General features: G+C 63.1%; 26 protein-coding genes and 1 tRNA gene. 15 read left to right on the plus strand and 12 right to left on the minus strand.

The annotated features are described in order from the left end of the window. Positions 1 to 83: 83 nt before the first annotated feature. Positions 84 to 1,907 carry a glycoside hydrolase family 15 protein gene (locus ACQY4Y_RS00430; protein WP_428488601.1) on the plus strand — a complete coding sequence of 608 codons (1,824 nt, stop codon included), beginning with the start codon at positions 84 to 86 and terminating at the stop codon, positions 1,905 to 1,907. Between the two features lie 25 nt (positions 1,908 to 1,932). Here ACQY4Y_RS00430 and ACQY4Y_RS00435 read toward each other — a convergent pair whose 3' ends face one another. Together ACQY4Y_RS00435 and ACQY4Y_RS00440 are read right to left on the minus strand one after the other, a co-directional pair. Beyond that, the gene (locus ACQY4Y_RS00435) at positions 1,933 to 2,826 is read right to left on the minus strand and encodes a molybdopterin dinucleotide binding domain-containing protein (protein ID WP_428488602.1); all 894 of its coding nucleotides are present in this window, start codon (positions 2,824 to 2,826) and stop codon (positions 1,933 to 1,935) included. Positions 2,827 to 2,947: 121 nt separating this feature from the next. Next, positions 2,948 to 4,240: a molybdopterin-dependent oxidoreductase gene (locus tag ACQY4Y_RS00440; RefSeq protein WP_428488603.1), complete on the minus strand. Its 1,293-nt coding sequence runs from the start codon at positions 4,238 to 4,240 to the stop codon at positions 2,948 to 2,950. A 111-nt stretch (positions 4,241 to 4,351) separates the two neighbouring features. Here ACQY4Y_RS00440 and ACQY4Y_RS00445 point away from each other — a divergent pair, with 111 nt between their 5' ends. Then, positions 4,352 to 4,576: a hypothetical protein gene (locus ACQY4Y_RS00445; protein WP_428488604.1), complete on the plus strand. Its 225-nt coding sequence runs from the start codon at positions 4,352 to 4,354 to the stop codon at positions 4,574 to 4,576. 2 nt (positions 4,577 to 4,578) lie between these two features. Here the strand turns inward: ACQY4Y_RS00445 and ACQY4Y_RS00450 are convergent, their stop codons facing one another. The 3 genes from ACQY4Y_RS00450 to ACQY4Y_RS00460 all read right to left on the minus strand — a co-directional run bounded on the left by ACQY4Y_RS00450 (position 4,579) and on the right by ACQY4Y_RS00460 (position 7,228). Continuing rightward, positions 4,579 to 5,136, minus strand: a complete 558-nt coding sequence (locus ACQY4Y_RS00450; RefSeq protein ID WP_428488605.1) for a VOC family protein — start codon at positions 5,134 to 5,136, stop codon at positions 4,579 to 4,581. Between the two features lie 102 nt (positions 5,137 to 5,238). After that, positions 5,239 to 5,595, minus strand: a complete 357-nt coding sequence (locus tag ACQY4Y_RS00455) for a DUF423 domain-containing protein (protein ID WP_428488606.1) — start codon at positions 5,593 to 5,595, stop codon at positions 5,239 to 5,241. Position 5,596: 1 nt separating this feature from the next. Continuing rightward, positions 5,597 to 7,228 carry a 4-hydroxyphenylacetate 3-hydroxylase family protein gene (locus ACQY4Y_RS00460; protein ID WP_428488607.1) on the minus strand — a complete coding sequence of 544 codons (1,632 nt, stop codon included), beginning with the start codon at positions 7,226 to 7,228 and terminating at the stop codon, positions 5,597 to 5,599. Positions 7,229 to 7,475: 247 nt separating this feature from the next. Here ACQY4Y_RS00460 and pip point away from each other — a divergent pair, with 247 nt between their 5' ends. The 3 genes from pip to ltnD all read left to right on the plus strand — a co-directional run bounded on the left by pip (position 7,476) and on the right by ltnD (position 10,764). Then, positions 7,476 to 8,426, plus strand: a complete 951-nt coding sequence (gene pip, locus ACQY4Y_RS00465) for a prolyl aminopeptidase (protein WP_428488608.1) — start codon at positions 7,476 to 7,478, stop codon at positions 8,424 to 8,426. Between the two features lie 138 nt (positions 8,427 to 8,564). Then, complete coding sequence (locus ACQY4Y_RS00470) at positions 8,565 to 9,773, plus strand: acyl-CoA dehydrogenase family protein (protein WP_428488609.1); 1,209 nt, start codon at positions 8,565 to 8,567, stop codon at positions 9,771 to 9,773. A gap of 97 nt (positions 9,774 to 9,870) precedes the next feature. Beyond that, positions 9,871 to 10,764 carry an L-threonate dehydrogenase gene (gene ltnD / locus ACQY4Y_RS00475; protein ID WP_428488610.1) on the plus strand — a complete coding sequence of 298 codons (894 nt, stop codon included), beginning with the start codon at positions 9,871 to 9,873 and terminating at the stop codon, positions 10,762 to 10,764. Positions 10,765 to 10,824: 60 nt separating this feature from the next. On the opposite strand, the gene ACQY4Y_RS00480 is transcribed toward ltnD, so the two are convergent. After that, entirely contained in the window at positions 10,825 to 11,328 is a 504-nt protein-coding gene (locus ACQY4Y_RS00480) for a VOC family protein (RefSeq protein ID WP_428488611.1), read from the minus strand. A gap of 279 nt (positions 11,329 to 11,607) precedes the next feature. On the opposite strand from ACQY4Y_RS00480, the gene ACQY4Y_RS00485 reads away from it, so the two are divergent. The 9 genes from ACQY4Y_RS00485 (at position 11,608) to ACQY4Y_RS00525 (ending at position 19,666) form a co-directional block, all read left to right on the plus strand. Continuing rightward, the gene (locus tag ACQY4Y_RS00485; RefSeq protein ID WP_428488612.1) at positions 11,608 to 12,528 is read left to right on the plus strand and encodes a polysaccharide deacetylase family protein; all 921 of its coding nucleotides are present in this window, start codon (positions 11,608 to 11,610) and stop codon (positions 12,526 to 12,528) included. Next, positions 12,525 to 13,358, plus strand: a complete 834-nt coding sequence (locus tag ACQY4Y_RS00490; protein WP_428488613.1) for an alpha/beta hydrolase — start codon at positions 12,525 to 12,527, stop codon at positions 13,356 to 13,358. Before ACQY4Y_RS00485 ends, ACQY4Y_RS00490 begins: the two co-directional genes overlap by 4 nt. A gap of 132 nt (positions 13,359 to 13,490) precedes the next feature. Continuing rightward, positions 13,491 to 14,036: a sugar O-acetyltransferase gene (locus tag ACQY4Y_RS00495; RefSeq protein ID WP_428488614.1), complete on the plus strand. Its 546-nt coding sequence runs from the start codon at positions 13,491 to 13,493 to the stop codon at positions 14,034 to 14,036. A 106-nt stretch (positions 14,037 to 14,142) separates the two neighbouring features. After that, positions 14,143 to 14,616 carry a winged helix-turn-helix transcriptional regulator gene (locus ACQY4Y_RS00500; protein WP_428488615.1) on the plus strand — a complete coding sequence of 158 codons (474 nt, stop codon included), beginning with the start codon at positions 14,143 to 14,145 and terminating at the stop codon, positions 14,614 to 14,616. Between the two features lie 72 nt (positions 14,617 to 14,688). Continuing rightward, positions 14,689 to 15,888 (plus strand): TIGR03862 family flavoprotein, encoded by a 1,200-nt coding sequence (locus tag ACQY4Y_RS00505; RefSeq protein ID WP_428488616.1) that lies wholly within the window; start codon positions 14,689 to 14,691, stop codon positions 15,886 to 15,888. A gap of 75 nt (positions 15,889 to 15,963) precedes the next feature. Beyond that, positions 15,964 to 17,382: a 3-isopropylmalate dehydratase large subunit gene (gene leuC, locus ACQY4Y_RS00510; RefSeq protein ID WP_428488617.1), complete on the plus strand. Its 1,419-nt coding sequence runs from the start codon at positions 15,964 to 15,966 to the stop codon at positions 17,380 to 17,382. A gap of 17 nt (positions 17,383 to 17,399) precedes the next feature. Then, the gene (gene leuD, locus ACQY4Y_RS00515; RefSeq protein WP_428488618.1) at positions 17,400 to 18,023 is read left to right on the plus strand and encodes a 3-isopropylmalate dehydratase small subunit; all 624 of its coding nucleotides are present in this window, start codon (positions 17,400 to 17,402) and stop codon (positions 18,021 to 18,023) included. A gap of 109 nt (positions 18,024 to 18,132) precedes the next feature. After that, a complete protein-coding gene (gene leuB / locus ACQY4Y_RS00520; RefSeq protein ID WP_428488619.1) occupies positions 18,133 to 19,245 on the plus strand; it encodes a 3-isopropylmalate dehydrogenase in 1,113 nt (370 codons plus the stop codon). Positions 19,246 to 19,589: 344 nt separating this feature from the next. After that, positions 19,590 to 19,666: transfer RNA gene (locus tag ACQY4Y_RS00525), tRNA-Arg, on the plus strand. Between the two features lie 1,001 nt (positions 19,667 to 20,667). Here the strand turns inward: ACQY4Y_RS00525 and ACQY4Y_RS00530 are convergent. Genes ACQY4Y_RS00530 through ACQY4Y_RS00550 form a run of 5 tightly spaced genes read right to left on the minus strand, consistent with a single transcriptional unit; the run spans position 20,668 to position 25,271 of the window. Next, positions 20,668 to 21,336, minus strand: coding sequence for a hypothetical protein (locus tag ACQY4Y_RS00530; RefSeq protein WP_428488620.1), 669 nt, complete (start codon positions 21,334 to 21,336; stop codon positions 20,668 to 20,670). A 15-nt stretch (positions 21,337 to 21,351) separates the two neighbouring features. Next, positions 21,352 to 22,269, minus strand: coding sequence for a hypothetical protein (locus tag ACQY4Y_RS00535; RefSeq protein ID WP_428488621.1), 918 nt, complete (start codon positions 22,267 to 22,269; stop codon positions 21,352 to 21,354). Between the two features lie 11 nt (positions 22,270 to 22,280). Then, entirely contained in the window at positions 22,281 to 22,715 is a 435-nt protein-coding gene (locus ACQY4Y_RS00540; protein ID WP_428488622.1) for a hypothetical protein, read from the minus strand. A gap of 25 nt (positions 22,716 to 22,740) precedes the next feature. Then, the gene (locus ACQY4Y_RS00545; protein WP_428488623.1) at positions 22,741 to 24,825 is read right to left on the minus strand and encodes a phage tail tip lysozyme; all 2,085 of its coding nucleotides are present in this window, start codon (positions 24,823 to 24,825) and stop codon (positions 22,741 to 22,743) included. A gap of 11 nt (positions 24,826 to 24,836) precedes the next feature. Then, entirely contained in the window at positions 24,837 to 25,271 is a 435-nt protein-coding gene (locus ACQY4Y_RS00550; protein WP_428488624.1) for a hypothetical protein, read from the minus strand. Between the two features lie 53 nt (positions 25,272 to 25,324). Between ACQY4Y_RS00550 and ACQY4Y_RS00555 the strand changes: the two genes are divergently transcribed. Continuing rightward, a complete protein-coding gene (locus tag ACQY4Y_RS00555) occupies positions 25,325 to 25,534 on the plus strand; it encodes a hypothetical protein (RefSeq protein ID WP_428488625.1) in 210 nt (69 codons plus the stop codon). 178 nt (positions 25,535 to 25,712) lie between these two features. On the opposite strand, the gene ACQY4Y_RS00560 is transcribed toward ACQY4Y_RS00555, so the two are convergent. Continuing rightward, positions 25,713 to 26,588 (minus strand): hypothetical protein, encoded by an 876-nt coding sequence (locus ACQY4Y_RS00560; RefSeq protein ID WP_428488626.1) that lies wholly within the window; start codon positions 26,586 to 26,588, stop codon positions 25,713 to 25,715. Positions 26,589 to 26,627: the final 39 nt, after the last annotated feature.

A 26,627-nucleotide genomic window follows, 5' to 3' on the forward strand; every position in this document is an offset into this window, starting at 1 on the left:
GCAAGCCACCGCCCGATGTAGACGAACCACAGACTGGACCGCATAAGACTAACCCGAGACACAGCAACTCGAGAGCAGACGGAATGGTCGACACGAAGCCGACGGACGACGACCAGCAACCGCTGCGAATCGAGGACTATGCGCTGATCGGGGATTGCTTGACTGGCGCCCTGGTGGGCCGCAATGGCTCGATCGATTGGCTGTGCTGGCCGCGCTTTGACGGCGCCGCCTGTTTTGCCGCGCTGCTTGGCACATCACGCCATGGTCGCTGGCTGCTCGCCCCGGAAGATCCCGCGCCACGGGTCAGCCGCGCCTATCGCGGCGACACCATGGTGTTGGAAACCCTGTTCGACACCGCCGACGGCCAGGTTGCGGTGATCGATTTCATGCCCACCGGGCGCGCCGACTCGTCCCTGGTCCGGCGGGTCGAAGGCAGGCGTGGCAAAGTCAGCATGTGCATGCATCTTGTCCTACGCTTCGACTACGGGTCGGCGACGCCCTGGGTCACCGAGCTTCACAAGGGTGGCGGCATCAGCGCCATCGTCGGCCCCAATCTCGTGGTGTTGCATACCAAGGTCGAATTGCACGGACGCAACCAGGCTACCCATGCCGCATTCACCGTCGGCGAAGGCGAAAGCGTCGACTTCGCGCTGACGTGGGGCCCGTCGCACCGTCCACCGCCACCTGCGTTCGACGCCCGCAAGGCGCTTGATCAGACCGAGGCGTTCTGGCGCGATTGGGCGGCGCGCTGCAAATATCAGGGCGCCTGGAAACCAGCGGTACTACGATCGCTGCTGACGCTGAAGGCACTGACCTACGCCCCGACCGGAGGTATCGTCGCCGCGCTGACCACTTCGCTGCCGGAACAACTCGGCGGCCAACGCAACTGGGACTATCGCTACTGTTGGCTGCGCGACGCGACCCTGACGCTGATCGCGCTGATGGAGGGTGGCTACTACGAGGAAGCCGAGGCCTGGCGGCATTGGCTGCATCGCGCCGTTGCCGGCAGCCCCGACGAATTACAGATCATGTATGGCATCGCCGGCGAACGCCAGTTGGTTGAGTGGTCCCCGTCCTGGCTGCCCGGCTACCAGGGCGCCGCACCGGTACGCATCGGCAACGCCGCCTCGCAGCAACTGCAACTCGACGTCTATGGCGAGATGATCGGAGCCATCTCGCTCGCCCGCACCAGCGGGCTAAGAGAGCCGGCCACGGCATGGTCGATGCAGGCCCTGTTCATCGAGCATCTGGAGACGATTTGGGATCAACCCGACGACGGGATCTGGGAGGTCCGGGGCGGCCGGCGCAACTTCACCCATTCCAAGGTCATGGCCTGGGTGGCGCTGGACCGATCGGTGAAGGACGCCGAGCGTTTCAGCTTTGACGCCCCGCTGGATCGGTGGAGACTGTTGCGAGACCGTATTCATGATGAGATCTGCCACAACGGCTTTGACGCTGGGCGCAACAGCTTCACGCAGAGCTTCGGCAACCCGGAGTTGGACGCCAGCCTGCTGCTGATCCCCCAGGCTGGGTTCTTGCCAGCGAACGATCCCCGCATGATCGGCACCGTCAAGGCGATCGAGAGCGAACTGCTGGTCGACGGGTTCATGCTGCGCTATCGCACCGAAGCGGGCGCCGACGGACTGCCTCCCGGCGAGGGCGCATTCTTGCCGTGTTCGTTCTGGCTGGCTAACGTGTACGCATTGCAGGGCCGGGATGCCGACGCGGTCGCGTTGTTCGAACGCCTGCTCGGCCTGGCAAACGACGTCGGCCTGCTGTCCGAGGAGTACGACCCGCGGGCAAAACGCCTGGTGGGCAACTTCCCGCAGGCATTTTCTCACCTCGCCCTGATCGGTTCGGCGCTCGACATCCAGGCGAGCCGGTCCAACGGCAAGGCCGATTCATGACCGCGACTTGCGGTTTTGATCTGAACTATTGCGCAGCCATGGATTGTGTGCATGTGGTCTCGGTTTCCCTCTGCACCGTCACTGGGATCGACTTGGCCGCCGGCGTCTTGCTGCCTTCCGCGTAGTGCCACAGCGGCAGCAGCACATTGGCCTCGGGGTAGTAACTGCCGACGCATCCCACAGGAATGTCGTAAGCCACCACGGTCAGCCCGGCCAACTTGCGCTCGACGTTGTCCTTCGACGCGGTGCGCACCGTCACCACATGGCCTGGCACCAGACCAAGCCGATCGATATCCGCCTGGTTCATCAGCACCACGTTGCGCGTTCCCTCGATTCCGCGGAACCGGTCGGAATAGCCATACACCGTCGTGTTGAACTGATCGTTGGAGCGCAGCGTGATCATGCGCAACGTGTCATGCCCGACTTCCGGCATGTCCGCGTCCTCAATGAGGCCACGCGGCGTGATGAAGTTCGCACGTCCTGTCTTTGTCTTCCAGTTCCGATTCCGCGCTGGCAGCGGCCGTTGGAAGCCTCCCGGATGCCACATCCGCCGATCGTAGTCGTGGAAGATATCGGGATAGGTCTCGCCGATCGAGCGGCGGATCAGCCGGTAATCATCGCGCCAGGCATCCCATGTCAGCTTCGGATTTGCGTCCAGTGCCGCCTTCGCCATTTCGCAGACCAGGCGCACCTCGCTGATCAGATGCGGGGAGGCGGGCGCCCGCACTCCACGCGAGCCATGAACGTGGCCGGTGCTGTCCTCGATCGACAGGTCCTGCAGCCCGCTGGCCTGGCGGTCATTCTCGATGCGACCGAGTACCGGCAAGATATAGCTGACCACGCCATGAACCAGATGGCTTCGGTTCAGCTTGGTGGCCACGTTCACAGTCAGTTGCATGCGGCGCCAAGCCGGTTCCATTTGCCCACGATCCGGGATCGCGCGCACGAAGTTTCCGCCAAGCATGACGAATGCGTTAATCTTGCCGTCCAAGATGGCCTGGCAGGCATCAACCGTGTTGGTACCTGCCTCGCGCGGCGGGTCAAATCCGTACTGCGCCGCCAGGGGCCGGCTTCTCGGTAATGCCAACGGTGCGCTGACCTTGCACGTTTGAATGACCGCGTACCGGGCAGATGCCGGCGCCGGCGCGTCCGATATTGCCGCGCATCAGCAGCAGGTTCGCTACCATCTGAACGGTCTCGACCCCGGCGCGATGTTGCGTCAAGCCCATGCCATAAACGGCGATCACCGCCTTGGCCCGGGCATAGACCGATGCCGACGCTTCCATAGCCGCTCGCGGCAACCCGGACTGCCGTTCCAGTTCGTCCCAGTCCTGCTGGCGCAGCCAGGCGATGAATGTTTCGAATCCGAGCGTGTGCTCGATGATGAAAGCGTCATCCAGCACCGAAACCTGGCCCCGGCTCCGAGCCTCGTCGTCGAGGTCCAACACCGCCCTGCAGATTCCGGTCAATGCCGCGAGATCACCACCGGCCCTGACCTGGTTATACTGCGAAGCGATCCGGGTCTGGTGCCCGGACAGCATTTCCCTGGGCGACTGCGGGTTGGTGAAGCGCTCCAACCCACGCTCGCGCAGCGGATTATAGACGATGATCGGCACACCCCGCTCGCTGGCCGACTGCAGCCCATGCAGCATGCGCGGGCTGTTGCTGCCGGGATTCTGGCCGAAAAAGAAGATGCAGTCGGTCTTGGTGAAATCGTCCAGCGCCACCGTGCCGACCGGAACGCCGATGCTCTCCGGCAGTGCCACAGACGTCGTCTCGTGACACATATTGGAGCTGTCGGGCAGGTTGTTGTTGCCGTAGGCCCGCGCGAACAGGCCATACAGGTAGCTCGCCTCGTTGGAGCACCGGCCGGATGAGTAGAACACCACGCTCCTGCGATCCTCAATGGCGCGCAGCGCACGGCCAATCTCGCCGATCGCATGGCCCCACCCCACCGCGACATACTTGTCGGTGGCAGCGTCATAGCGCATCGGATGAGTAAGCCGGCCCGCCTGTTCAAGGTGATAGTCGTCCCATTCCAGCAACTCGGTCACGGTATGCTTGGCGAAAAATTCCGGCGTGCAGCGATGCGCGGTGATCTCCCACGCCGTCGCCTTGGCGCCGTTTTCGCAGACTTCGAACGGCAGCGGCTGGGCCGGCTTGACCCAAGCGCAGCTAACGCACTGGAAGCCGTCCACCTTGTTCTGCCGGGTCAGCGCCAGGCCGCCGGAGGCCAGGACACCTTCGCGTGCCAGGATGTCGCCCAAGGAGCGGACCGACCCCCAGCCACCTGAAGGATGCTGATAGGGCTTGAACGACGATTTCTCGCGCATGCGATTTTTCCCGACCGCCTTGGCTCAATAATCCCGGACATCGGCGTTGCATGCGAAACCGCAAGGCACGAGACCACGTTCGTGAGATGACAAATCCCCGCGGTGAAATCGATGAGCAACCCCGACTACATGACCCGGTATGCCTCGCCACCCCCGGCGTGGAAGCGCTTGCTGAACCGCAACGTCGTCCCCACGGCGATCGATGCGGCCGGCAGCCTGGAAGCGATCATTGAGCGCTGGGCGATCCGGGTCCGTACCGCACCCGCGCAATCGCTCGGCCTCGTGATCGCTGCCAGCGCGTTGGCTTCGTTCCTGCTGGCGCGCCGGCGGGCCTAGGCCTATCGCGCAGCCGCCGGCTTCTGGGCCAGCCGCGTCGCCAACGCCGCTTGAAACGCGTCCATCATCATGAACCCTGGGTCCACCCGGCAGGCCGCCTCGGTTTCGCGCATGATCTGCTCATCCGACTTGGTCAGGTCCAACGGTTCGCCGTGCGGCTGCGGCACGTGGAACGGGGTGTCCAGATAGGCTTCGACCGTGTTGCCCTCCGGATCCTTGAAGTAGCAGGACCAGGCATTGCCGTGCGAGGTCACCCGCATGTCGGTCGCCCCATTGTCCAGCGCCCGCCGATGCACCACCCGCAAGTCGGCGAGCGAATCGACCATGAACGATATCTGGTTGATCGGATTGAAGCCCGACGTATCGGGCCGGCCGCTGACCAGCACCAACTGATGGTGGTTGCCCGCACTGCCACTCAGGAACGTCAGCTCGGTTCCACCACGCGCCGCTCCGCTGTCCGTCACCATCAGGCCGAGCACCGTGGTGTAGAATTGTTCCAGCAATTTCTTGTTGTGCGCGTAAATGCCGACGTGCGCCAAGCGGGCATGAATTGTTCCCATGGTCGCTTCCCTGCTTCAGCTTCAGTCCATTCAAGATCGCCGCTGCCGGATTTGCAAGAGTCGTCGGGCAAAGGGTCACCGGGGACGTGTCGGTAGGCAGCCCTATCGGGCGCGCCAGGCGGACGCTGCCAGCAGCAGCCATCCCAGCATCAGCAGGATGCCGCCGGTCGGTGCCAGGACACCCCATGAGATGCGGGCCAGCGCCAATGAGTAGACCGCGCCGCAGAACAGCACCATACCAGCGGTGAAGGCTACGCCGGCGGCTTGCGCCAATCGCCCGCCCCGGGGCAGCCAAAGCCCGACCCCAAGCAGGGCGAGCGCGTGCCAGCCTTGCATGCGGACGCCGCTTTCGACGATGCGCAGGGCGGTGGGATCGCCTATGCCGTGTGCCGCGAAGGCGGCCATCGCCACCGCGCCGAAACCGGCGAGCGAAGCTATGATGAGGCAGAGGCGTTGCATATCAGGCTGGTCGTCCAGAAGCGGCGCTATCGTCCCGCGTTGCATGGTAGCTTAGCGCGCCCGGATCGGTCAGGTCCGGCACCGTCCAACCGTTCAGGTCGTATTCCGCCATGCATTGTTCAGCCAGGCTCTTGAAGGCTGCCGCATTGCCCGACGCCTCCGCCCCGAACAGGGCATATCGCCGGATTTCCTCGGTCGAGCCGGCGTAATTGATCTCGTACAGTTCATGGCGGCCGCCAAATTCGGACGCCATGCTGTCCCACAGCAGCTTCATCAGTTTCACCCGCTGCTCGGCGCTATAGCCGTTCGAACCGCGCAGGTACTTGTCGAGGTAGGGCCGGATCTCCGGACTTTGGAAGTCGCGCGCGTGGCTGTTGAGGTAGATCAGGCCCGACGCCACGGTCTGTTCGATAATATACTTGATTTTTGTATAGGCGATCGTGGCTATGATCATATAGGCGTTGACACGGTCCATGTTGGGCTGCACGTAGTCGCCAACCCAGGGTTTTGGGTCGTGGACCATGGCGTCGGACAGGCCCCAGAACAGATTGCGCCAAGCGATCACCTCGCCCACGTTGGCCTGGACGCCGCGATAGTCCTTGGTGCCCGACGCCTCGACCGCCTTCAGCAGCAGGCCGCAGATAAAATCCAGCTTCACCGCCAATCGGGTGCAGCCATGCACACCGAAGCGCGGCAGGAACCCGGTGCGGGGGAAAAAGTTGTTGGCTTTTTCGACGTCGCCGTAAACGAACACGTTCTCCCACGGCACCAGGACCTCGTCCATGATGAAGATGGCGTCGTTCTCGTCCATCCGGCTGGACAGCGGATAGTCGAACGGGCTGCCCATCACGGTCGCGGTCATCTCGTACGATGCGCGGCAGATGAACTTGATGCCGGGTGCGTTGGTCGGGACCATGAACACCGCGGCGTAGGATTTGTCCTGCAGCGGGATCAGCCCGTGATGGGCGACGAAGGTATAGTTGGTCAGCACCGATCCGGTGGCGACCACCTTGGCACCGGACACCACGATGCCGGCATCAGTTTCCCGCACCACGTGGCAGCATACGCTGGTGGCCTGATCCGGGCTGAGTTGGTCGGGCGGGCGGTCGCGGTCGATCGGCGGATGGATGATGGCGTGGTTGATGAACGGCACCCGCTCCTGGCTGAATTTGTACCAACGCCGGGCATTGTCCTGGTAGGGGTGGTAAAACTCCGCGTTGGCCCCAAGCGTGGCAAGGAACGCCGCCTTGTAGTCCGGCGATCGGCCGACCCAGCCGTAGGTGATCCGCGCCCATTCGGCGATGGCGTCGCGCCCGGCGATCAGGTCCTGGGCGGTTTTCGGCGCTTTGAAAAAGGCGTGCGTCAGGCCGCCGTTACCGGTGTCGGTCGGCACCATCAGTCGCGGCCGGCGTGTGGCGTCGTGCATCGCGTCATAGAGGCGCGCGATCATCCGCGCGGTGTTGCGAAACGCCGGATGTTCGGTGACCTTGCCGACCCGGTCACCGTAAACGTAGACCTCGCGCCCATCGTCGAGCGAGGCGAGATACTCGGCGCCTGTCATCGGTGTATAGGGTACCGGAGCCTCTGTTCCGGATGTGCGCGCCGCATCCGTTTGCGTCGTGCCGAGCGACATGGTGCGATCCTCCGTTATTTATGGGCCGGCACTATCGGGCAGATGCGGCTGGCTTCGCAATCGGGCGCTGGGCGGCAGCCGGAATGCAGGAATCGCTGAGGGGCGATGCCGCGAGCGGGATCAGCAGCATCATTGACCGTGCGGGTCTGAGCGCCAACGGCGATCGTTAATTAATCGAATCGAAAAAGTCGCCGCCGGCAAATCTCGTGTTTCCTGGAGGCCCGGGTGCCTATAGCATCGCCCGGTCATGCCACGCGGCGACCTGTTCCCCGATATCGGCCCGTACGAGAGCGGTTACCTGCCGCTGTCCGGCGGTCACGTGATGTATTGGGAGCAGGCGGGCAACCCAAACGGCCGCCCGGTGCTATTCCTGCACGGCGGCCCGGGCGCCGGGGCCGGCGCGGTGCATCGCCGCTTCTTCGACCCGCACTATTGGCGCATCGTCGTCTTCGACCAGCGCGGCGCCGGACGATCGCGGCCGCTGGGCGGATTGGACCATAACACCACGCCCGATCTGGTCGCCGACATCGAAATCCTGCGCCGCCATCTGGCGGTGGACCGCTTCCTGCTGTTCGGCGGGTCCTGGGGCTCGACGCTGGCCCTGGCGTACGCCCAGGCGCATCCGCAGCGGGTCTCGGCCGCCGTGCTGCGCGGCGTATTCCTGGGCCGCCCCGAGGAGGTTGCCTGGTTCCTGCACGGTATGCGTTCGGTGTTCCCCGAAGCCCACGCCGCCTTTGCCGGGTTCCTGCCCGACGCGGAACGACCAGATCTGCTGGCGTCCTACCTGCGCCGGTTGACCGACCCCGACCCTCAGGTCCACTTGCCGGCGGCCCGCGCTTGGTCGATCTACGAAGGCACCTGCAGTACGTTGCTGCCCAGTCCCGAGACGGTCAACGGCTTCTCACAGGACCGCACCGCGCTGGGGCTGGCCCGGATCGAGGCGTTCTACTTCGCGCACGGGTTGTTCCTGTCGCCCGAGGGGCTGCTGGGACACATGGGTCGGATCAGCCATGTTCCGGCCGAGATCGTGCAGGGCCGCTACGACATGATCTGCCCGGCGGTCACTGCCTTCGATCTGGCGGCCGCCTGGGGGAATGCCCGCATGACCATCGTGCCCGATGCCGGGCACTCCGCGCTGGAACCGGGCATACGCCGCGCCCTGGTTGCCGCGGTCGAGCGGTTTCGCGGCGGGCGATAACGCGGCGGGCGCGCTGGCGCCGGAATCCTGCTATCCTGTCGCGGGCCGGTGGCGCGAGTGATTGACAGCCGCCCTGACCGGGGTGAAGCGTCGGTTGTCGCGATTGCCGCCAGGGGCACACGGTTACGGAGAACAGTCATGGATGTCGCGCTCGACCTGAATACCAGCCCGGACGTCTTCGACCTGCCGCCCGACCCGGTCGTTCAGGCGCGTGATATCGCCCCATTGCTGCGCGCCGAGGGTCCCAGAATCGAGGCGCTGGGCAGGCTGACCGACGCCGTGGTGGAAGCGCTGCATGCGCATGGCCTCTACCGCACCCTGCTGCCGCGATCGCTCAATGGCTACGGTCTCGGGCTCGAGAGGTTCGTGCAAATGATGGAGACCCTGGCCGCGGCGGACGCCTCCACCGCCTGGTGCGTCGGTCAGGCCAGTGGCTGCTCGATGGCCGCGGCCTATGTCGAACCCGTCGTGGCGCGCGAAATCTGGGGTGACGACCCGCGCGGGGTGCTGGCCTGGGGCTTCCAAATGGAGGGCCGCGCCAAGGTCGTGCCGGGTGGCTATAGGGTAACCGGCAAATGGGGCTTCGGCAGCGGTGGCCACCATGCAAGCTGGATGGGCGCACACTGCCATGTTGAACTGCCGGACGGATCGCTGCTACGCGACGCCGGCGGCAGCCCGATCGAGCGCACCATGCTGCTGCGGCAGGACCAGTTGAACTGGGTCAGCAACTGGGACGTGGTCGGACTGCGCGGCACCGGCAGCGACGGCTACACGCTGCACGACGTGTTCGTGCCGGAAGCCAACAGCGTTCGGCGCGATCTCGACGCCGAACGCCGGATCGATCAGCCGTTCTTCCGCTTCACCACCACCAGCGCCTATGCCTGCGGCTTCGCGGCGGTCTCCATCGGGATCGCCCGCGGCATGCTGGACGAATTGCGAAGCCTGGCACAGACCAAGAAACCGTCGAACACATCACGCGCGCTGCGCGACAGTTCGGTGATGCACCACCTGGTGGCGGAAAACGAGGCCAAGCTGCGTTCGGCTCGGGCTTTCGTGCTAGAGACGATCCGCGACGGCGAGGACTGCATCCGGTGCGCCGGCGCGCTGGATCTGGAAAACCGGGTGATGATGCGCCTTGCGACCACGACCGCGATCCGACGGGCCAAAGAGGTGGCTGAGTTCGCCTACCACGAGGCCGGCGCGACGGCGATCTTCACCAGCAACCCGTTCGAGCGGAAAATGCGCGATATTCACGCTTCGGCACAGCAGGTGCAGGCTCGAACCGGCCACATCGAAACCTGCGGCAAGTATTTTCTGGGGCTGGATCCGGCAGTCCGTCATATCTGATGCGGATCCGAAGCCTGTTGCCGGCCCGCGAGTGCGGCCCATTCATGCCTGGCGCGGGCGGTAATGCTTCATATTCGATGCGCGGGAACAGAAAATCATGAAAGTAGGCGTCATTGGGCTGGGCAACATGGGCATGGGCGCCGCACTGAACCTGCTGCGCAAGGGACATGATGTCACCGGATGCGAACCGCGCGAGGAGACCCGCTCGGCGTTTGCCGCCGAGGGCGGCAAGGTGGTGGTTTCGGCGGACGCCTTGCCCGCGGATCTGGAAGCGGTGGTGGTGTTCGTCATCAACGCGGCGCAGACCCAGCAGGTGCTGTTCGGCGACAACGGTTGCCTGCCGCGGCTGCGACGCGGCGGTGTGATCCTGTGCTGCGCCACGGTGGCGCCCGATGCGGCGATGGCGCTGGGCAAGCGGATCGAGGAGGCCGGCTTCCTGATGTTGGATAGCCCGGTCTCCGGCGGGTCCGCCGGGGCCAGGGCGGGGACAATGACGGTGATAGGGTCGGGGTCGGAAGCCGCGTTCGACAAGGCCGGCCCGTTGCTGGAGGCGATGTCGACCAAGGTTTGGCGGCTGGGTGAGGCGATTGGGGTCGGCAGCACGGTCAAGATGGTCAACCAGTTGCTGGCCGGGGTGCACATCGCCACCGCGGCCGAGGCGCTGGCCCTGGGTATTCGGGCCGGAGCGGATCCGGAGACATTGTTCAAGGTGATCTCGGAGTCCGCTGGCAGTTCCTGGATGTGGCAGAACCGGGTGCCGCATATCCTGGCGGGGGACGACACGCCGTCTTCAGCCGTGAACATCTTCGTCAAGGATCTGGGCATCGTGCTGGATCAGGCCAGGGCGCTGACGTTTCCGCTGCCGATGGCGGCGGCGGCGCATCAGTTGTTCCTGGCCGCGGCGGCGAACGGGCACGGATTGAAGGATGATTCGTTCGTCATCCGGGTGTGGCAGCAGTTGGCCGGGATCGAGCTGCCGGGCAAGAAGTAGTGCTTGATTGACGGACCAGGCCGGCTACGCGCGTGGCGTGTGACCGACCTGGTCACCGCATTATGCGCCCGCGGTCGCTGCCTTGCGTGCCTGCCAGCCAGCCAGCGTCACTTCGGCCTGTTTGGCGAACCGCTCGGCGTCATCCTTGGTCTCGGTCCGCACCGTCATCTCCAGGCGGTGTCCGCTCGGATCGAAGAAGTAAACGGACTGGCAGAAATGGTGGTCGATCGGGCCGATCACCTCCACGCCGCGGTCGCGCAGGCGGCGGACGCCTTCCTGCATGGTCGCCATGTCCGCCACCTCCAGCGCGAGATGTTGCACCCATTCCGGGGTGTTGGGATCGGGCTGCATTGCGGGCAGTTCCGGCAGTTCAAAGAATGCGATGCTCGATGCGTCCTCCATCTCGAAGAAGACGTGCAGATGGGGGTTCCATGCCTGGGTGGAGGGGACCCGATCCTGGGCGATGGCGTGGGAGAATTTAAGCCCGAGCACGTTGGTGTAGAAATCGACTGTCTGGGTCGCATCCTTGCAGCGGTAGGCGACATGATGAAGTTTCTTGAGCATTGTTGCCTCCTTGTTTTTGGACGTTTCGACTGGCCCGCGTCGCGGGTCGATAGGCTGACGATGTCGTGTCGAACCGGCGTCGCGGAAACAGTGTTGTCGCGTGACCAAGTGGTTTTATGTAGCAGTCAAATACAAGTCATTCAAGACAAAGCACGCCGATGATCAGAGGCGGCGGCTCAACCGAACTGACAGCGGCCGCGCGCCCGGCGGCGGTATCCGCGTGGGTCGCTGCTGCGCCTGATGCGGGGCGCCGAGTTAGGCCACGCTGGACACGCCGCCTTGAACCGGCATCACGGACCGGTCATCATCCCGGCCATGACCAGTCCGCAAAGACCCGAGGAACGCCTTGAATACCAGGCCGCCATCGACCGCCCGAAGCTGGCGCTGCCCGGCGGCAAACGCGTCGCCGTTTTCCTGGTGGTCAACCTCGAGCGCTGGGACATCGACCGCGTCATGCCGCGTCAGGTGCTCAGCGCGCCGCAGGGTGCCTCGGTAGTGCCCGACCTGCCGAACTGGGCATGGCACGAGTATGGCATGCGGGTCGGCTTCTGGCGGCTGAAGGCAGCGCTCGACCTGCACGGCATCGCGCCCACGCTGGCGATCAACGGCGCGGTGCCGTCCGCCTACCCACGGGTCACCCAAGCCTGCCGCGATGCGGGGTGGGAGTTTATGGTGCATGGCTACCACCAGACCGCCACCCACTTGGTGACTGACCAGCGGGCGATGATCCGCGACGCCATCGCCACGCTGCGCGAGGCAGGTGGCCACGACCCGGTCGGCTGGCTCGCGCCCGGCCTGACCCAGACGCTGGATACCCCGGATCTGCTGGCCGAGGCCGGCATCAGGTACTGCGCCGACTGGGTGGTAGACGATCTGCCAGCCACGCTGCGCACCGCGCACGGCCCGATGCTGACGATGCCGTACAGCGTCGAACTGAACGATATCCCGATCATGATGATCCAGCACCATCGCGCCGAGGAACTCTACGATCGCACCGTCGCCCAGTTCGAACGGCTTTATGAGGAAGCCGGGGACCAGGGGGCGAAGGTCATGGGGCTGGCCGTGCATCCCTTTATCAGCGGCGTGCCGCACCGCATCGGCTGGTTCGAGCGCGCTCTGACCCACATCGCCAGCCGTCCGGGTGCGCTATTCTGGCAAGGCCGACAGATCATGGACTGGTATCAGCGGGCCACCGCATGAGCCCGCTGGCGAGATGGGGCGAGCTGACCCAGGCGGAACGGGACGCCGCCTACAACAATTCGGCGGCGGTCACCGACAGTCCGGTGCTGAACGCCGCCCGGGAGGTGGCCTCGACGGTGTTCCGCACCACCAACTCGCTGCACCTGGACCTGCGCTACGGCCCTCGGGAACGCAATACCTGGGACCTGTTTCCGCTGGCCGACCCGGATGCGCCGTGCATTGTGTTCATCCACGGCGGCTACTGGCAGCGCAACAGCAAGGACCAGTTCGCCAACCTGATCGCCGGCCCGCACGCGCGCGGCTGGGCGGCGGCGCTGCCGGGATACACGCTGGCGCCCGACGCGTCACTGACCGAGATCGCGGCCGAGATCAACGCGGCGCTGGATTGGCTGGCGGCGTACGGCCCGGCGCGTGGGATCAACGGCCCCATCGTGCTGTCCGGCTGGTCGGCGGGCGGCCACCTGACCGCCGTCTGCCTGGGGCATCCGCTGGTTAAGGCGGGCCTGGCGATCTCCGGCATCTTCGAACTGGGACCGCTGCGGGATACCTATCTGAACGAAAAACTGCAGCTGACCGAGCGGGAGATCGCCAGGCTGTCACCGATGCGATTGCAGCCGGTAAACAAGCCGCTGGCCTTGGCGTACGGCACCGCGGAATTGCCGCCGCTGATATCGGACAGCCGGGATTTGCATGCCCTGCGGTCGGCGGCGCATCTGCCCGGGGCACTGATCCCGGTGCCCCGGGCAGATCATTTTACCATCGTACATGAATTGCGCGACGCGGATGGCTTGCTGACGCGGCATTTGCCGTTGCTGCTGGCGGAAACCTAATTAGCGCAGGATCGCGGCTTCGGCGGAGCGTCCGCCAGCGAATCCTCCCCGGCGCGCCGATCATGGGATCAAACAATCCGCCAAGCCTGGCGATCGCGAATGCCAAGCCTGGCGATACAAATGAAGGACCACATGGCGCGTTCCGAGAAAGATAAAATGCTCGCCGGGGAGCTTTATGACGCCACCGCGCCGGACATCCAGGCGGACCTGGCCGGGGCGCAGCAGTGGATGGCGCGCTACAACGCCGCGCTGGACATGGCGGATCGGCAGCAACTGCTGGTGGAACGGTTTGCCGCGGTCGGCAGGGACGCGGTGATCCGCTCGCCGTTTCATTGTGATTACGGCTTCAACATCAGCCTAGGCGCCGGTGTGTTCCTGAATTTCAACTGCGTGATCCTCGATGTCGTGCCGGTAGTGATCGGCGATCGGACACAGATCGGGCCAGGGGTGCAGATCCTGACCGCCGATCATCCGCGCGATGCGGCGGGGCGTGCCTCCGGGCTCGAATTCGGTCGCCCGATCCGGATCGGGCGCAACGTCTGGATCGGCGGCGGGGCGATCATCCTGCCGGGTATATCCGTGGGTGATGACGCGGTGATCGGCGCCGGCAGTGTGGTCACCCGCGATGTACTGGCCGGGGCGGAGGTTTTGGGCGTTCCGGCACGCCCGCGCCGTTGACAAGACGGTCGTCCCAGACCGGTTCCCGACCCCGTGGCGCAGCAGGGCCGATTTGGCATTGACGTCGTTCTCGTTACTGACCAACTATCAATATCGTAGTTTCACAATGAGTGTGGACAACATGCAGCGCAAGAGTTTTAGGACCATGCCGTGCCCGATCGCCCGGGGCCTGGAGCATGTCGGTGAGTGGTGGAGCATCCTTATCCTGCGCGATGCGTTCCGCGGCCTGACCCGCTTCGACGAGTTCAGCGAAAACCTTGGCATCGCGCCAAACATGCTGACCCGGCGGTTGAATGCCATGATCGAGGCCGGTTTGCTCGTGCGCCGGCGCTACAACGAACGGCCGCCGCGCGACGAATATCTGCTAACGCCGCGCGGCAAGGATTTCCGCCCGGTGCTGCTGTCCATGCTGGCATTCGGCAACAAGCATTTCCCCCCTGACGACCGGACCGTGCGGATCGTCAACACCGAAACCGGGCAGCCGGTGGACCCGCTGCTGGTCGATCCGTCCACCGGCCGCCGGGTCGATGGCCCGGGGTACCAGGTCGTCACCACGATGATGCAGGACGCAGCCGCGTGATCCGCCAGCGGGGGATTCGACGCGAAGCCGGGGCCATGGCCGCGTGATGGTCGGTCCGACGGCCTGAACGGTTTGACCCCGACGGCGGCGGTCATCGGCGGCGGTCCGGCCGGCCTGATGGCGGCCGAGGTGCTTTCGCGGGCAGCGGTCCGGGTCACCGTCTATGACCAGATGCCAACGGTCGGCCGCAAGCTGCTGATGGCCGGCCGGGGCGGCCTGAACCTGACGCACGCCGAACCGCTTCCACGCTTGGTCGCCCGCTACGGGTCAGCCCGCCCCTGGCTTGAACCGATCGTCTCGGCCTATCCGCCCGAAGCCTTGATCGCGTGGTGCAACGACCTCGGCCAGCCGACCTTTACCGGGTCCAGTGCCCGGATTTTCCCGCGCGAAATGAAGGCCTCGCCGCTATTGCGGGCTTGGCTCCGACGGCTCGCCGACCAGGGCGCGGAACTGCGCACCCGCCACTGCTGGGCCGGCTGGGACACCGACGGCAGGCTGCGCTTCCGCACCGTCAGCGGCGAGATCCGCGTCGCCCCTGCTGTCACCATCCTGGCGAGCGGGGGCGCCTCCTGGCCGCGTCTGGGGTCAGACGCCGGATGGGTGGCGTATCTTGCCGACTCGACGACCCCTTTTAAACCGGCCAATTGCGGCTTCCTGGTGAACTGGACGCCGCATTTTCGTAGCCGTTTCGCCGGTCGGCCGCTGAAGCGGCTGGCACTGCGCTATAGCCCCGACACCGTCCGCGGCGAGGCAATGATCACCGAACGCGGATTGGAGGGCGGCGTCATCTATGCGCTGTCGGCGCGGTTGCGCGACGCGATCCTGGCGCAAGGCTGCGCGACGATCGAACTCGATCTCAAGCCTGATTTGACCCGGGCCGCGCTGGATGGCCGCCTCGCGGGTCCACGCACCGACCAGTCGCTGGCTAACACCCTGCGTAAGCAGGCTGGCTTGGCTCCAGAAGCCATCGGCCTTGTACAAGAGGCGCTGCGCAATGGCGCGACGAGCCAAAGCCTTGCCGCGCTGATCAAGGCGCTGCCGATCCGGTTGCTGTCGCCAGCGGCGATCGAGCGGGCGATCTCCTGCGCTGGAGGGCTGCGGGCGGACGCCTTGAATGGGTCGCTGATGCTGCGCCAGCGCCCGGGTGTGTTCGCCGCCGGTGAGATGCTGGATTGGGAGGCTCCGACAGGCGGCTACCTGCTACAAGCCTGCTTCAGCACCGCCGTGGCGGCGGCCAACGGCGCGCTTGCATGGCTGCAACGCCAGCGCTGAAGCTTGGGCGGGTTGCACAAAACCAGGGGTTCGTCCAAATCTTCCCGCTACAATGCGCGACAATCGGGAGCAAATATGTCCGCCAGCCGGCCTCGCACCCTGTTCGACAAGATCTGGGACAGCCACGTCGTCGAGAAACTCCCTGACGGGACCTGCATCCTTTACATCGACCGGCATCTCTTGCACGAGGTCACCAGTCCCCAGGCGTTCGAGGGCCTGCGCCAGGCCGGCCGCAAACTACGTCGGCCAGACCTGACCATCGCCGTCGCCGATCACAATATCCCGACCGTCGGGTCACGCATTCCGACCGACATCAAGGAAGCCGACAGCCGGATCCAGGTTCAGACCCTGGAGCAGAACGTCGCCGCCTTCGACGTGCCCTACATCCCGATCCTGGATGTGCGCCAGGGCATCGTGCACATCATCGGACCTGAACTCGGGCTCTCGCTACCCGGCACAACCATCGTCTGCGGCGACAGCCATACCTCGACGCATGGCGCACTCGGCGCGCTGGCGTTCGGAATCGGCACGTCCGAGGTCGAGCACGTGATGGCGACGCAGACGCTGCTGCAGAACCCGGCCAAGAACATGCAGATCGACGTCGCCGGCACGTTGGGCTTCGGCTGTTCGGCGAAGGACATCGTGCTGGCGATCATCGGCAAGATCACCACCGCGGGCGGCAACGGCCACGTCATCGAATACACCGGCGACACCATTCGTGCGCTGGACATGGCGGGACGCTGCACGGTCAGCAACATGTCGATCGAGGCGGGTGCGCGGGCCGGCCTGATCGCTCCGGACCAGACCACGTTCGATTACGTCAAGGGCCGCGATTTCGCGCCCAAGGGCGATGCATTCGACCAGGCGGTTGCCTACTGGCAGACGCTACCCAGCGATCCCGGCGCGCATTTCGACACCGTGGTGAAGCTGACCGCGGCGGAAATCGCTCCGATGGTCACCTGGGGCACCACGCCCGGCGCGGTGGTGCCGGTGACCGGTGTCGTGCCCAACCCATCCGACGAAGCCGATGAGGGCAAGCGATCGCAGTTGCAGCGAATGCTGGAATACATGGCGCTGACGCCCGGCCAGACGATGCAGGACTTGCCGATCGACGTGGTGTTCATCGGGTCCTGCACCAACGGCCGAATCGAGGACATCCGTGCCGCCGCCACGATCGCCAAGGGCCGCAAGGTGGCCGATGGGGTGCAGGCGCTGGTGGTGCCCGGCTCCGGCCTGGTCAAGCGACAGGCCGAGCAGGAAGGCCTCGATCAAGTGCTGTTAGAAGCCGGGTTCGAGTGGCGCGACCCGTGCTGCTCGATGTGCCTGGGCATGAACCCCGACAAGCTGACACCGGGTCAGCGTTGCGCCAGCACGTCGAACCGCAACTTCGAGGGCCGGCAAGGCCAGGGCGGGCGCACCCATCTGCTGTCGCCGGCAATGGCGGCGGCGGCGGCGGTCACCGGTCGGCTGACCGACGTGCGGCAGTTGGTTTAACCGGCAGGAGCGCAGTCATGCAACCGTTCACCACTCTCACTGCCGTCGCGGCACCGATGCCGATGCAGAACATCGACACCGACAAGATCATTCCGGCACGCTTTCTGAAAACCATCAAGCGCTCCGGACTTGGGGTACATCTGTTCGACCCACTGCGCTTCGACAAGGACGGCAAGGAGAGGCCCGATTTTGTTTTGAATCAGGAGCCGTTCCGTCAGGCTCAGGTGATCATCGCACACGAGAATTTCGGCTGCGGATCGTCGCGCGAGCACGCGCCTTGGGCGCTGCTGGATTTCGGCATTCGTTGCATCGTCGCGCCTGATTTCGCCGACATTTTCTACAACAACAGCTTCAAGAACGGCATCCTGCCGATCCGTCTGCCGCGCGCAGTCTGCGACCAGCTGATCGACGATACCAAGATGGGCGGCAACGCCCGTGTCACCGTCGATCTGGCTCGCCAGGTCGTGATCCGCCCAAACGGTGAGGAGATCGGTTTTGAGATCGACCCATTCCGCAAGCACTCGCTGCTGAATGGCCTGGACGACATCGGCCAGACCCTGCAGCACGGCGCGCGGATCGACGACTTCGAGGCCACGCGGCGGCAAAGCCAGCCCTGGCTGCCCTCGACCACGGCCGCTTAGCAGGGTTCAGGCCCGGGCCGGACGCATCGCAGCGGTTTTGATTTCGCGCGGTGTCCCGGCTTTCCGTCGATCGTCGATTGAGCAACCGCCGCAACTAAAGGACCGCTGGATGACCGCCAACAAGAAGCTGCTCATTCTCCCCGGTGACGGCATTGGTCCCGAGGTCATGCGAGAGGTTCGGCGGGTGATCGACTGGTTGGGTCGCCGCCGCATGGTGAGCTTCGACGTGTCTGACGATCATGTCGGCGGGTCCGCCATCGATACTTACGGCACGCCGATAACCGATGCGACGATGGAGAAGGCCAAAGCCGCCGATGCTATCCTGTTCGGGTCGGTGGGCGGCCCGAAATGGGACCGGCTGGGGTTCGATCTGCGTCCCGAACTGGCGATCCTGCGCCTGCGCAAGGAACTCGACCTGTTCGCCAATCTGCGGCCGGCCATCGTGCTGGACCCGCTGGTCGAGGCGTCCACCCTCAAGGCGGACGTGGTGCGCGGCCTGGACTTGATGATCGTGCGCGAGAGCACCGGGGGCGTGTATTTCGGCGAACCGCGTGGCGTTGAAGCGTTGCCCGACGGGCAGAAACGCGGCTTCGACACCGAAAGCTACACCACCGGCGAAATCGAGCGGGTCTGCCGCGTCGGCTTCGAGCTCGCCCGCAATCGGCACAGCCGGGTGTGCAGCGTGGAGAAGGCCAACGTCATGCAATCGGGCATGTTCTGGCGCCAGACGGTGACCGAGCTCCGCGAGCGGGAATTCGCCGACGTCGAGCTGACCCACATGTATGCCGACAACTGCGCCATGCAGTTGGTGCGCAACCCTCGGCAGTTCGACGTGATCGTCACCTCAAACCTGTTCGGCGATCTGCTGTCGGACCTGGCCTCGATGCTGACCGGCAGCCTGGGCATGCTGCCGTCCGCCACGCTGGGCGCGGTGCAGCCATCCGGCAAGCGCTATGCGCTTTATGAACCGATCCACGGCAGCGCCCCCGACATCGCCGGCAAGGGCGTCGCCAACCCGCTGGGCCAGTTGCTGAGCTTCGCAATGTTGCTGCGGTATTCTTTTCGCATGGAGGAGGACGCCGGCTTGATCGAGAAGGCCTGCGTCAACGTGCTCAAGAACGGTCTTCGCACCGCCGATATCATGGCTCCGGGCAGCGCTCGGGTCGGCACCGGGGTGATGGGCGAATCGATCCTGCGCGAACTGGATAAACTGGCCGCGTAGTATCCGGATCGCAGAGCAGCGTGAGACGCGGAGCGTCCACGATCAGGCCACGTGAATGGGATATTCAAACAAGCAGCGACATATCGCGCTTCACTGATGCGCGGTACTAATTCGCGACGGCTCTGCCGGGACTACAGCCGCGCGGTTTGGGGGACGTCGCCCGCCAACGCGTGAACCTCCATCGCGCCCCCACCGGTGCGCGCGTCCTGTCTGATGTGCGTGGTCTAGGCGTGACCAAATCCAGTTGTCGGTTTCGTCGCGCAATTCGTCGGCCTGGGGTCTTGCCGATCATGTCTCGGGGGTTGATAGGATGCGGGGGTTCGGCTACACCGCGCCGCCCGCATGCGCCCGTAGCTCAATTGGATAGAGCACCAGACTACGAATCTGGGGGTTGGAGGTTCGAGTCCTTCCGGGCGCGCCATTAAACCATTGAAAACAAACAGTTTTTCGATAAAAAATCGGATCGTAGTTTTGATTTTTAAGAAATTGTCCGCAGCGTGTCCGCAGAATTTCGGCAAGGTTTGGTCAGGCATGTCCGCTGTGGCAGGGGTGCCCACGCCAACCCGGCTGGCGCGGGGGCATTGATGCCTGGGGGCCGGGAGGCAGCGGGCGCAACGGCGGATTAACGGGGCTGAGGATCACTTCCAAACCTAGAGGAAGCTCATTATATCATGTCGAAGAAACCGCCCCTTGGTCCAAAAAAACCGCCCGCATCTAAAAAAGCCGCTCGGAAGCATGGAATCTTCGCTAAGGATCATCAGACGGTAAGACCGGTTAGGGACTCACGTCCGCCCCCGAAAAAGCCAAAACCAAAAGGCTAAGCGTAATCATGGGTCACGTTAATGAGCAAATCGAGGACGAGACATACGGCCTGAGTTTCACTAGTGCCAAGTCGATGCGGTATCACGCATACAGGCGCAGTTTTTTCGACATGTGCGACAAGATTACGAAAATTCTCATCATTCTCTCGGGGGGTGCCACGTTCGTAACGCTAATAAACCAGGACGCTCACACGGCTAAGGTTATGGCCCTGGTAGTCGCTTTTCTAAGCGCGTTGGATATCGTCATAGGGTTTCACGATCATGCTAGGACCCATGACAAGCTTTATCGGGACTTTTCGGTTTTAGCCCAAGATATTGCAGAGACAACTGAACCCACAGAACAAACAGTTGCCAGATGGCGACAAGGACGTTTGAAAATAGAGATGGAAGACCCAGGAACAATGGATTGGCTTGAGCGTCGTTGTTCTGGTGAAGAGGCGCGTGCGCGCGGCGATGAGGTAGACCCTGAGTGGGTGCTCCCTCGGTGGAAGATCCTTTTATCACAACTCTTATCCCTACCCGCGCGACTTGGGACCAGACCAATAAAATCGTAACCAATTAAAACCCCAGAACGATTTTGAGCGCGGCATCTGTTGGAGGATCAGGGCCGCCGCGTGCCGAAACCGTGGAACGTCGCCACCCTGAGAATCGGCTGATTCGAGTCTGTCCCCTCGCAAATCTCGCCCCTCCAGGACCCGCTACCGGCTTCGACGACAAACTCCTCGGCATCGGTGGCCAGAATGGTTAAGCGCTTTACGAACAGCCTGCTGACGTCGTTCATGAGCGAGGCATCAGACTGGTCGAAGGATCGCTGGTACCATCGGGCGAGTGCATGGAAGCCGACGAACGCTTGCTCCCGCACGCCCAGCTCTTCCACGCCGCGCGCGATGGTCAGGTGGCAGACGGCCAAGAGCAGGCCGACCTCAGGTGGTCCATTGTGGTCCTCACCATGAACCAATTCGCATGGGGCAATCCGCAAATCCCGAATGCTCAGCCGACCTCGCTCCCGCTGTATGCGGCATAGGACCGAGTCGCTCGCGGGCATCCTCGCCCACGCCCGCTCCAACGCAATGAGGAAATCAGTTGTTGGCACCTTGCCTGGGCGACGCCGCTTAAGCGTCTCCCGCAGGGCGCCGTTCGCCGCTTTGCTGGCAAGATCAGTCCGCCTCACACGGGCCAGAAATTGCCTGGCCTGCCCCTGGAAGGCATAGCCGGGATCAAAGCTACCCTGATACCCCAGCCGGGCTACAGGCGTGCCCATGCCGTCCACCAGCGTCCAACCCCATCACCCCTCCATGGGCTCGGTTGGGTCCGCAAGGTCTGCGGGCGTGGCGGTCAGCGCCTCGTGCATGGCGCGGATCGCGGCCTGCCGTTCTGGGTGCGGCTGGACCTGAGCGTTGGCCGGCGGCGTTTGCAGGAAGCTCGCCAGGCGCTTGGACTTCACCGGCGCTACGCCTGGCGCCACGGTCAAGGCGTGCCCATTCGGCAACGTGCCCAGAGGACTGTTGACCGGTGTGACGGGGAACCAGGTTGCCGCGAACGATGCGATTTCGGTCCTGAAAGTTGCGGCTTGTTGTTCCAGCGCTTCGCACTCTGCCAGCCGGTCTAGATAGACCGCCGCCAGCACCGCAGTCGCGGCCTCTGCGACGGCCTGCTCTGCCCGCTGCACTGCCTCGGCACCCAGCCGCACCTCAGTGGTGAAGCGCTGGTGCGTCGCCTCCACGAGATTATAATGGTCCGCCAGCCTGTCACGCTGGGCGCGTCGGGCCTGGACGTGGGCTGGCAATAGCTGGTCCTCTTCTTGGCTTATCGCCAGCCGCGCGTGATCCATGATCTCCTCATCCAGGTCGCAAAACTGGCCCAGCCGCTCGGTCAGATCGATCACGCGATCCGCAGCGCGCTGTTGGTTTGCCTGGCACTCGCCCCACGAATAGCGAAGAATTTCGCGCTTGGTGATCTCTTTGCGTAAGGCCGCTCGGGCAGTCGTCTCGGGCTGGGCCACTTCCGCCTCAGGAATGATCGCCAGCGCGTTCGCAATGGTATCGTTTCCATCTATTTCCGCGACGGCTGCTTCGCGGATCGCAATGTCCTCGCCATTCCACCAAGCAGTTTTTGCCAGGCTGCGGTCGGGCTGAAACCCCCGCCTGATCATCGCTTCCATGATCCTGTCATTTCGGGTTGCAGTCTGCGTTTGGCTGTCCATTTTCATCTCCTTCAGCGGCTATAGAACTTGCGGTTTTTCCGGTTGATGGCGGCGACTTGGTCGACCGTCCGATGGCCGGGCATGTTCGGCTGCCCGGGGACGTGCTTATTCGTGCTCGACCGCAGCATGTGATTTCCATTGGGCAATTTGATGAAGCCGCCCTCGTCTTCGGCCTCGGTCTCGTCGCCGTCTGGGTCCTGATCGGGGTCCTCCTGGCACTCACAGGCCGATCCGTCTGGCGCGGCCTCACGCGGTCCATCAGGATCGGGGCGGGCGTTGATGAGTTGGCGGATCGCCCACTCGATCCGATCAAGCCGGGTTTGCAAACCTTTGATGGAAATCGGAAGTTCATCCCAGGTCGGCACCTTGGGTCGAAAGTGACCCACCGGCCGGCCTGTCGGGTTCGCAACTTCGCCCTTCTTAAACGGACGACCAATGCCAGCCATTACTAAATTCTCCGTTCTATTTGTTCTACGTGACGTTTGAAGTCCCGTTACGAATCAGGTCGGCGTTCTGTCTGCTGAGTTGTTGACTCAGCAGGGCAACCGCCTGCCTTGGGTCGGTCACCGCATCAGCGTGGAAATTGTTATTTTGGTAGTGATTGATGGTGGTGCCGGCCATCGCCGCGCCCGATAGCGGTGGCACCGCCGTCGCGGCGGCCACATCGAAGCCTGGGTTCAACTGATAGATTTGTTGGGCCAGTGCGGCGCGCTGCGGGTACAGCGAGCCCGGCATCCCCGGACTCCGGTAGCCTTCCGGCCGCTCATTGGCAATGCCACCGAGGGCGCCTTGCGCGGGTGATTGTGCGGCGTCCAACAGGCTGTTGGCCTGCGGCTCGTACTTCTTCAATTCCCAATTGTAGAACCCAAGCTGTTCGTCCAAATTGGCTTGCGCGAGAGGGTGATCGGGCAAATGCATTTCTTTAGCGTACTCATGAAAACGTTGCTGGCGTTCTCCGGACCACTGCGCAATGCCCACATGTCCGGACGCATTCGCGGCGGCAGGGTTCAGCCGAGACTCGGCATACAGGTTGGCTGCCATGCCTGCGGCCGCTTGGGCCGATCGGCCGGCATGCTTGAAGAAATCGACCGCGTGTTTGACGATCGGATCGCTGGCGCTCTTGGCGCTGTTCCCGGTGATCCAGGCCCGCGCCTCTGCGCCAAGCTTGTCAGGCGCGAATTGGTTCAGCCGGTCCCAGAATGATGGCTGGTTACTGTCATCGCTTTGCGGGGTGGTTTGGCTCGATCCGCTATTGGTGCCGAGGTTGAATCCGGGCAACAGATGCGACAAGGCCTGGAATACCGGGTTGTCGGTAATGATACTTTCCATCGAATGAATAGTATTCTGAAACGCGGCGACGATCTTGTTATGCCAAATGTTTTCGATGTAGTTGGCGACGCTGGCTAGCGTATCCTGCCAATGGTCAAGTTTGCCGGTAACGAAATCGATCGCGTTGCCGATCCACTTCATCCCAGTGGCTGCGGCATCGATTTCGGGCTTCCACTTCTCCCAATTGATGAAATGCGCGGCCCCGTTCTTCCAATTGGTGTAATCACCGAACAGTTCAGTGATCGCTGTCGCAAGCAAGGCGATCTTGCCGAGCGGACTGAGACGGAAGGCTAAATTGAACGCATAGATCGCGGCCGTGATCAGACCCAGGGCCTCCACGGCTGCCTGCTGGGCCGGGTTCAAACTGAGGAACACGACTTTGAGTGACTCAAAGCCGCTGACGAGATCACCCACCCAGGTCACGATCTGTTTGCCAGCCGCCAGGATGCCATGGGCGGTCGTATCGATGATCGCAGTGATCTCGCTGGCGTGCTGGAGTAAATAGCCCCGCAGCGTTTCCATATCCCCGGCGAGTTCGCGGGATAGATCACCGCCGAGGCGGACGGCAAAATCGTTTATGGCGGACAGCAGCGATCGATATCGCTGCATGAAGAAAGTGCCGTTCTCGGCGATGCGGTTTTGATCGCCGATGATCTTGTCGGCCATCGACTTGTATTCAGCGGTGAACTTCGCAGTCCCGCGTAGCAACACCTGTAGTTCGGGTTCGGAAATATGGAGTTGTTCTGCAATGCTGCGTACTTGGGCATAACTCGCCCCGTGATTGAGCATATCGCCCAACGCCTTACCGAGATCGGTGAGACCTTGAACGGCGCCGGTATATTTTGTGTGAGTCAGTGATTCAATGAGTTGGATGTGACCCGGCGTTTCGCGTATCCACGACGAGAACTTTTCCAACAAGGCAGTCGCCTCTTCCGAGGAACTGCCCAATTCGGAAAAGGCAAACTTGAAAGCGTTGATGTTGCGCACCGAGGAACCAGTGCGTTGCGAAAGGTAGTAGAGTCCCTCGGAGACGGACGCCATTTTGGCAACGCCGGCAACGACGCCGGCGGCAGCGGCTTCCACGGCCGCGCCGAGCTCAACCATTCTTTTGGTCATGGCGCCTACGGAATCGAGGAAGCTCCGCTGCGACCGCTCATCGGTCGCGAATCCCAACCGCATGACAAATTCGCGGAGAACTTGCGCGCCACCACCAGTACTGCCGGACATGGACTGGCTCCTTAGCGGGTGGGCTTGGGGGCTGGGGCGTTCTTGGCCCATAGCTGCCGGTTAGCGCGGTTCATGGCGGCGATGGCGCTGTGGGCACGGTCGCCGACGCTGGCGATGGCGTTGCCGGTGCTGGGCGCGCCAAGGTCGAGCGCATCGTCGGATGAATAGCGCACCAGAATCATTCCACCGTTTTGGGCGGTCTCCAAGCTGTAAACAAAGCCGGTCGGTAGTATGCTTACGAGCTCTTTCGGACCTTTCGGTTTTTCCTCTTGATTCATATTCTTTACGATTGGATCGTCACCCGCCTGGGCGATCCGATCGTCCTCATTGGCAGGTGGCATTTCTGCGTCGCGGGTGTAGCGTTCGTATATACCGGGACGTGCTGCACGGCTGCGGTTTCGGCTAGCGATAAAAGTAGAAATAGTATGTTGCTTGCGGACTGACATTTGTAATACCTCGATTAAACAGGGGGCGCCTCTGGGTGGGTCTCGAGCAATAAATGGTCGATTTCCTCGGCCAAATCATCCCCATGATCATTTTCAAGCAGTGTCCACAGCAGCCCGCCGTTTGCTCTGATCAAGCAATTCTTGACGTACTCGCGCCGTTGAACTTGGTGGGTGAACTCCTGATTGGGGAAACGTTTCCACGCTTCACCGCCCAGATGATCCAATCAATTGTAATTGAGGACTTCTGCTTTAAAACTCATTGACCGCTCCTCCTGACCCGCATCTCGTGGACTACTTGATATTAGTAGCCATCATTTGCGTCGAGAACAGCCTGGGATCGCGCCGAGCGTGGCGCAAGCCAAATCGTACGCCGATACGCCGAAGTATCAATCACGAACGCGTGGGCGTGTCTTTTTGGTGTCGGAGTGAGTGTTGGCTGGATTATGAGCGCGATCTGACAGACCATTGGTCGGCAATTTCGCGCAGCCGTTGTTGGTCCTCTTCGGCTTGCAACAACATCTCCAGCCGATACTCCGGAACGATATGTTGCTCGATCGCGTCCGTGACCATCTGACGCAACGTGTTCGGATTGATCGAGTCAAGCTCGACGCTATCGCCATTGCCATCTCGAAGCCACTGGGCGGTACGACTGTCGCTCTCTTTGGTCGGCCGACTGGGCAGGTTGCATTTCACGATTTGCGACGGGCTGACAGCCAACTGGATGAACGTAATGTCCGCCTCGGGGGCATACTTGGTCAGGCCCGCATGCGCGGCGCGCGCGGCGTCTTGGCCGGACGGGTCCCAATCACCGAGATGATAGACAAAGGTGGGGCGACCACTGCGTCGTATGCCTTCAGCCACCTTGTCCAAAAACGATATACTAGAATAGCCGCGCAACGACAGCAGCGGCACACCATATTCGTCGGTCACCGGCAGAATGACGCCAGTTAGCGCGTCTTTTTCGATGAACACGAGCACCCGCTCCGCTTCGTCTTGCCATGTGTCAACACGGTAAAATTTCGCCACGGTGTCCAACGCGTCGAGCGGCGAGGCGAAGGTTGTTGGCGCGCGCACAATACGGGAGAAGTCGACGATCCACGGAAGCGGGATCAAACCATCGTCACGCAATGTCACCAAAGCCTGCTGGATTTTCCGGTAGCCTTGCTCGGTCTTATCCACCAAGCCGCGAATGCTGGCTTGATAGAAAACCTGCCGAACGGTGCAAGGCTGGATTTCCCAGCAAATACGCACTATCCCTTTGAGACGGCCTTCCATTTCGGCGTTGGTGGCGCGTTCCCGCTTGGTCGTTTCACCCATGCTACCTCCGGTCGGTTTTTTAGCGGGCAAGTCCGTTAT

The organism is Rhodopila sp. (genome assembly GCF_965277165.1).
Classification (GTDB): Bacteria; Pseudomonadota; Alphaproteobacteria; order Acetobacterales; family Acetobacteraceae; genus Rhodopila.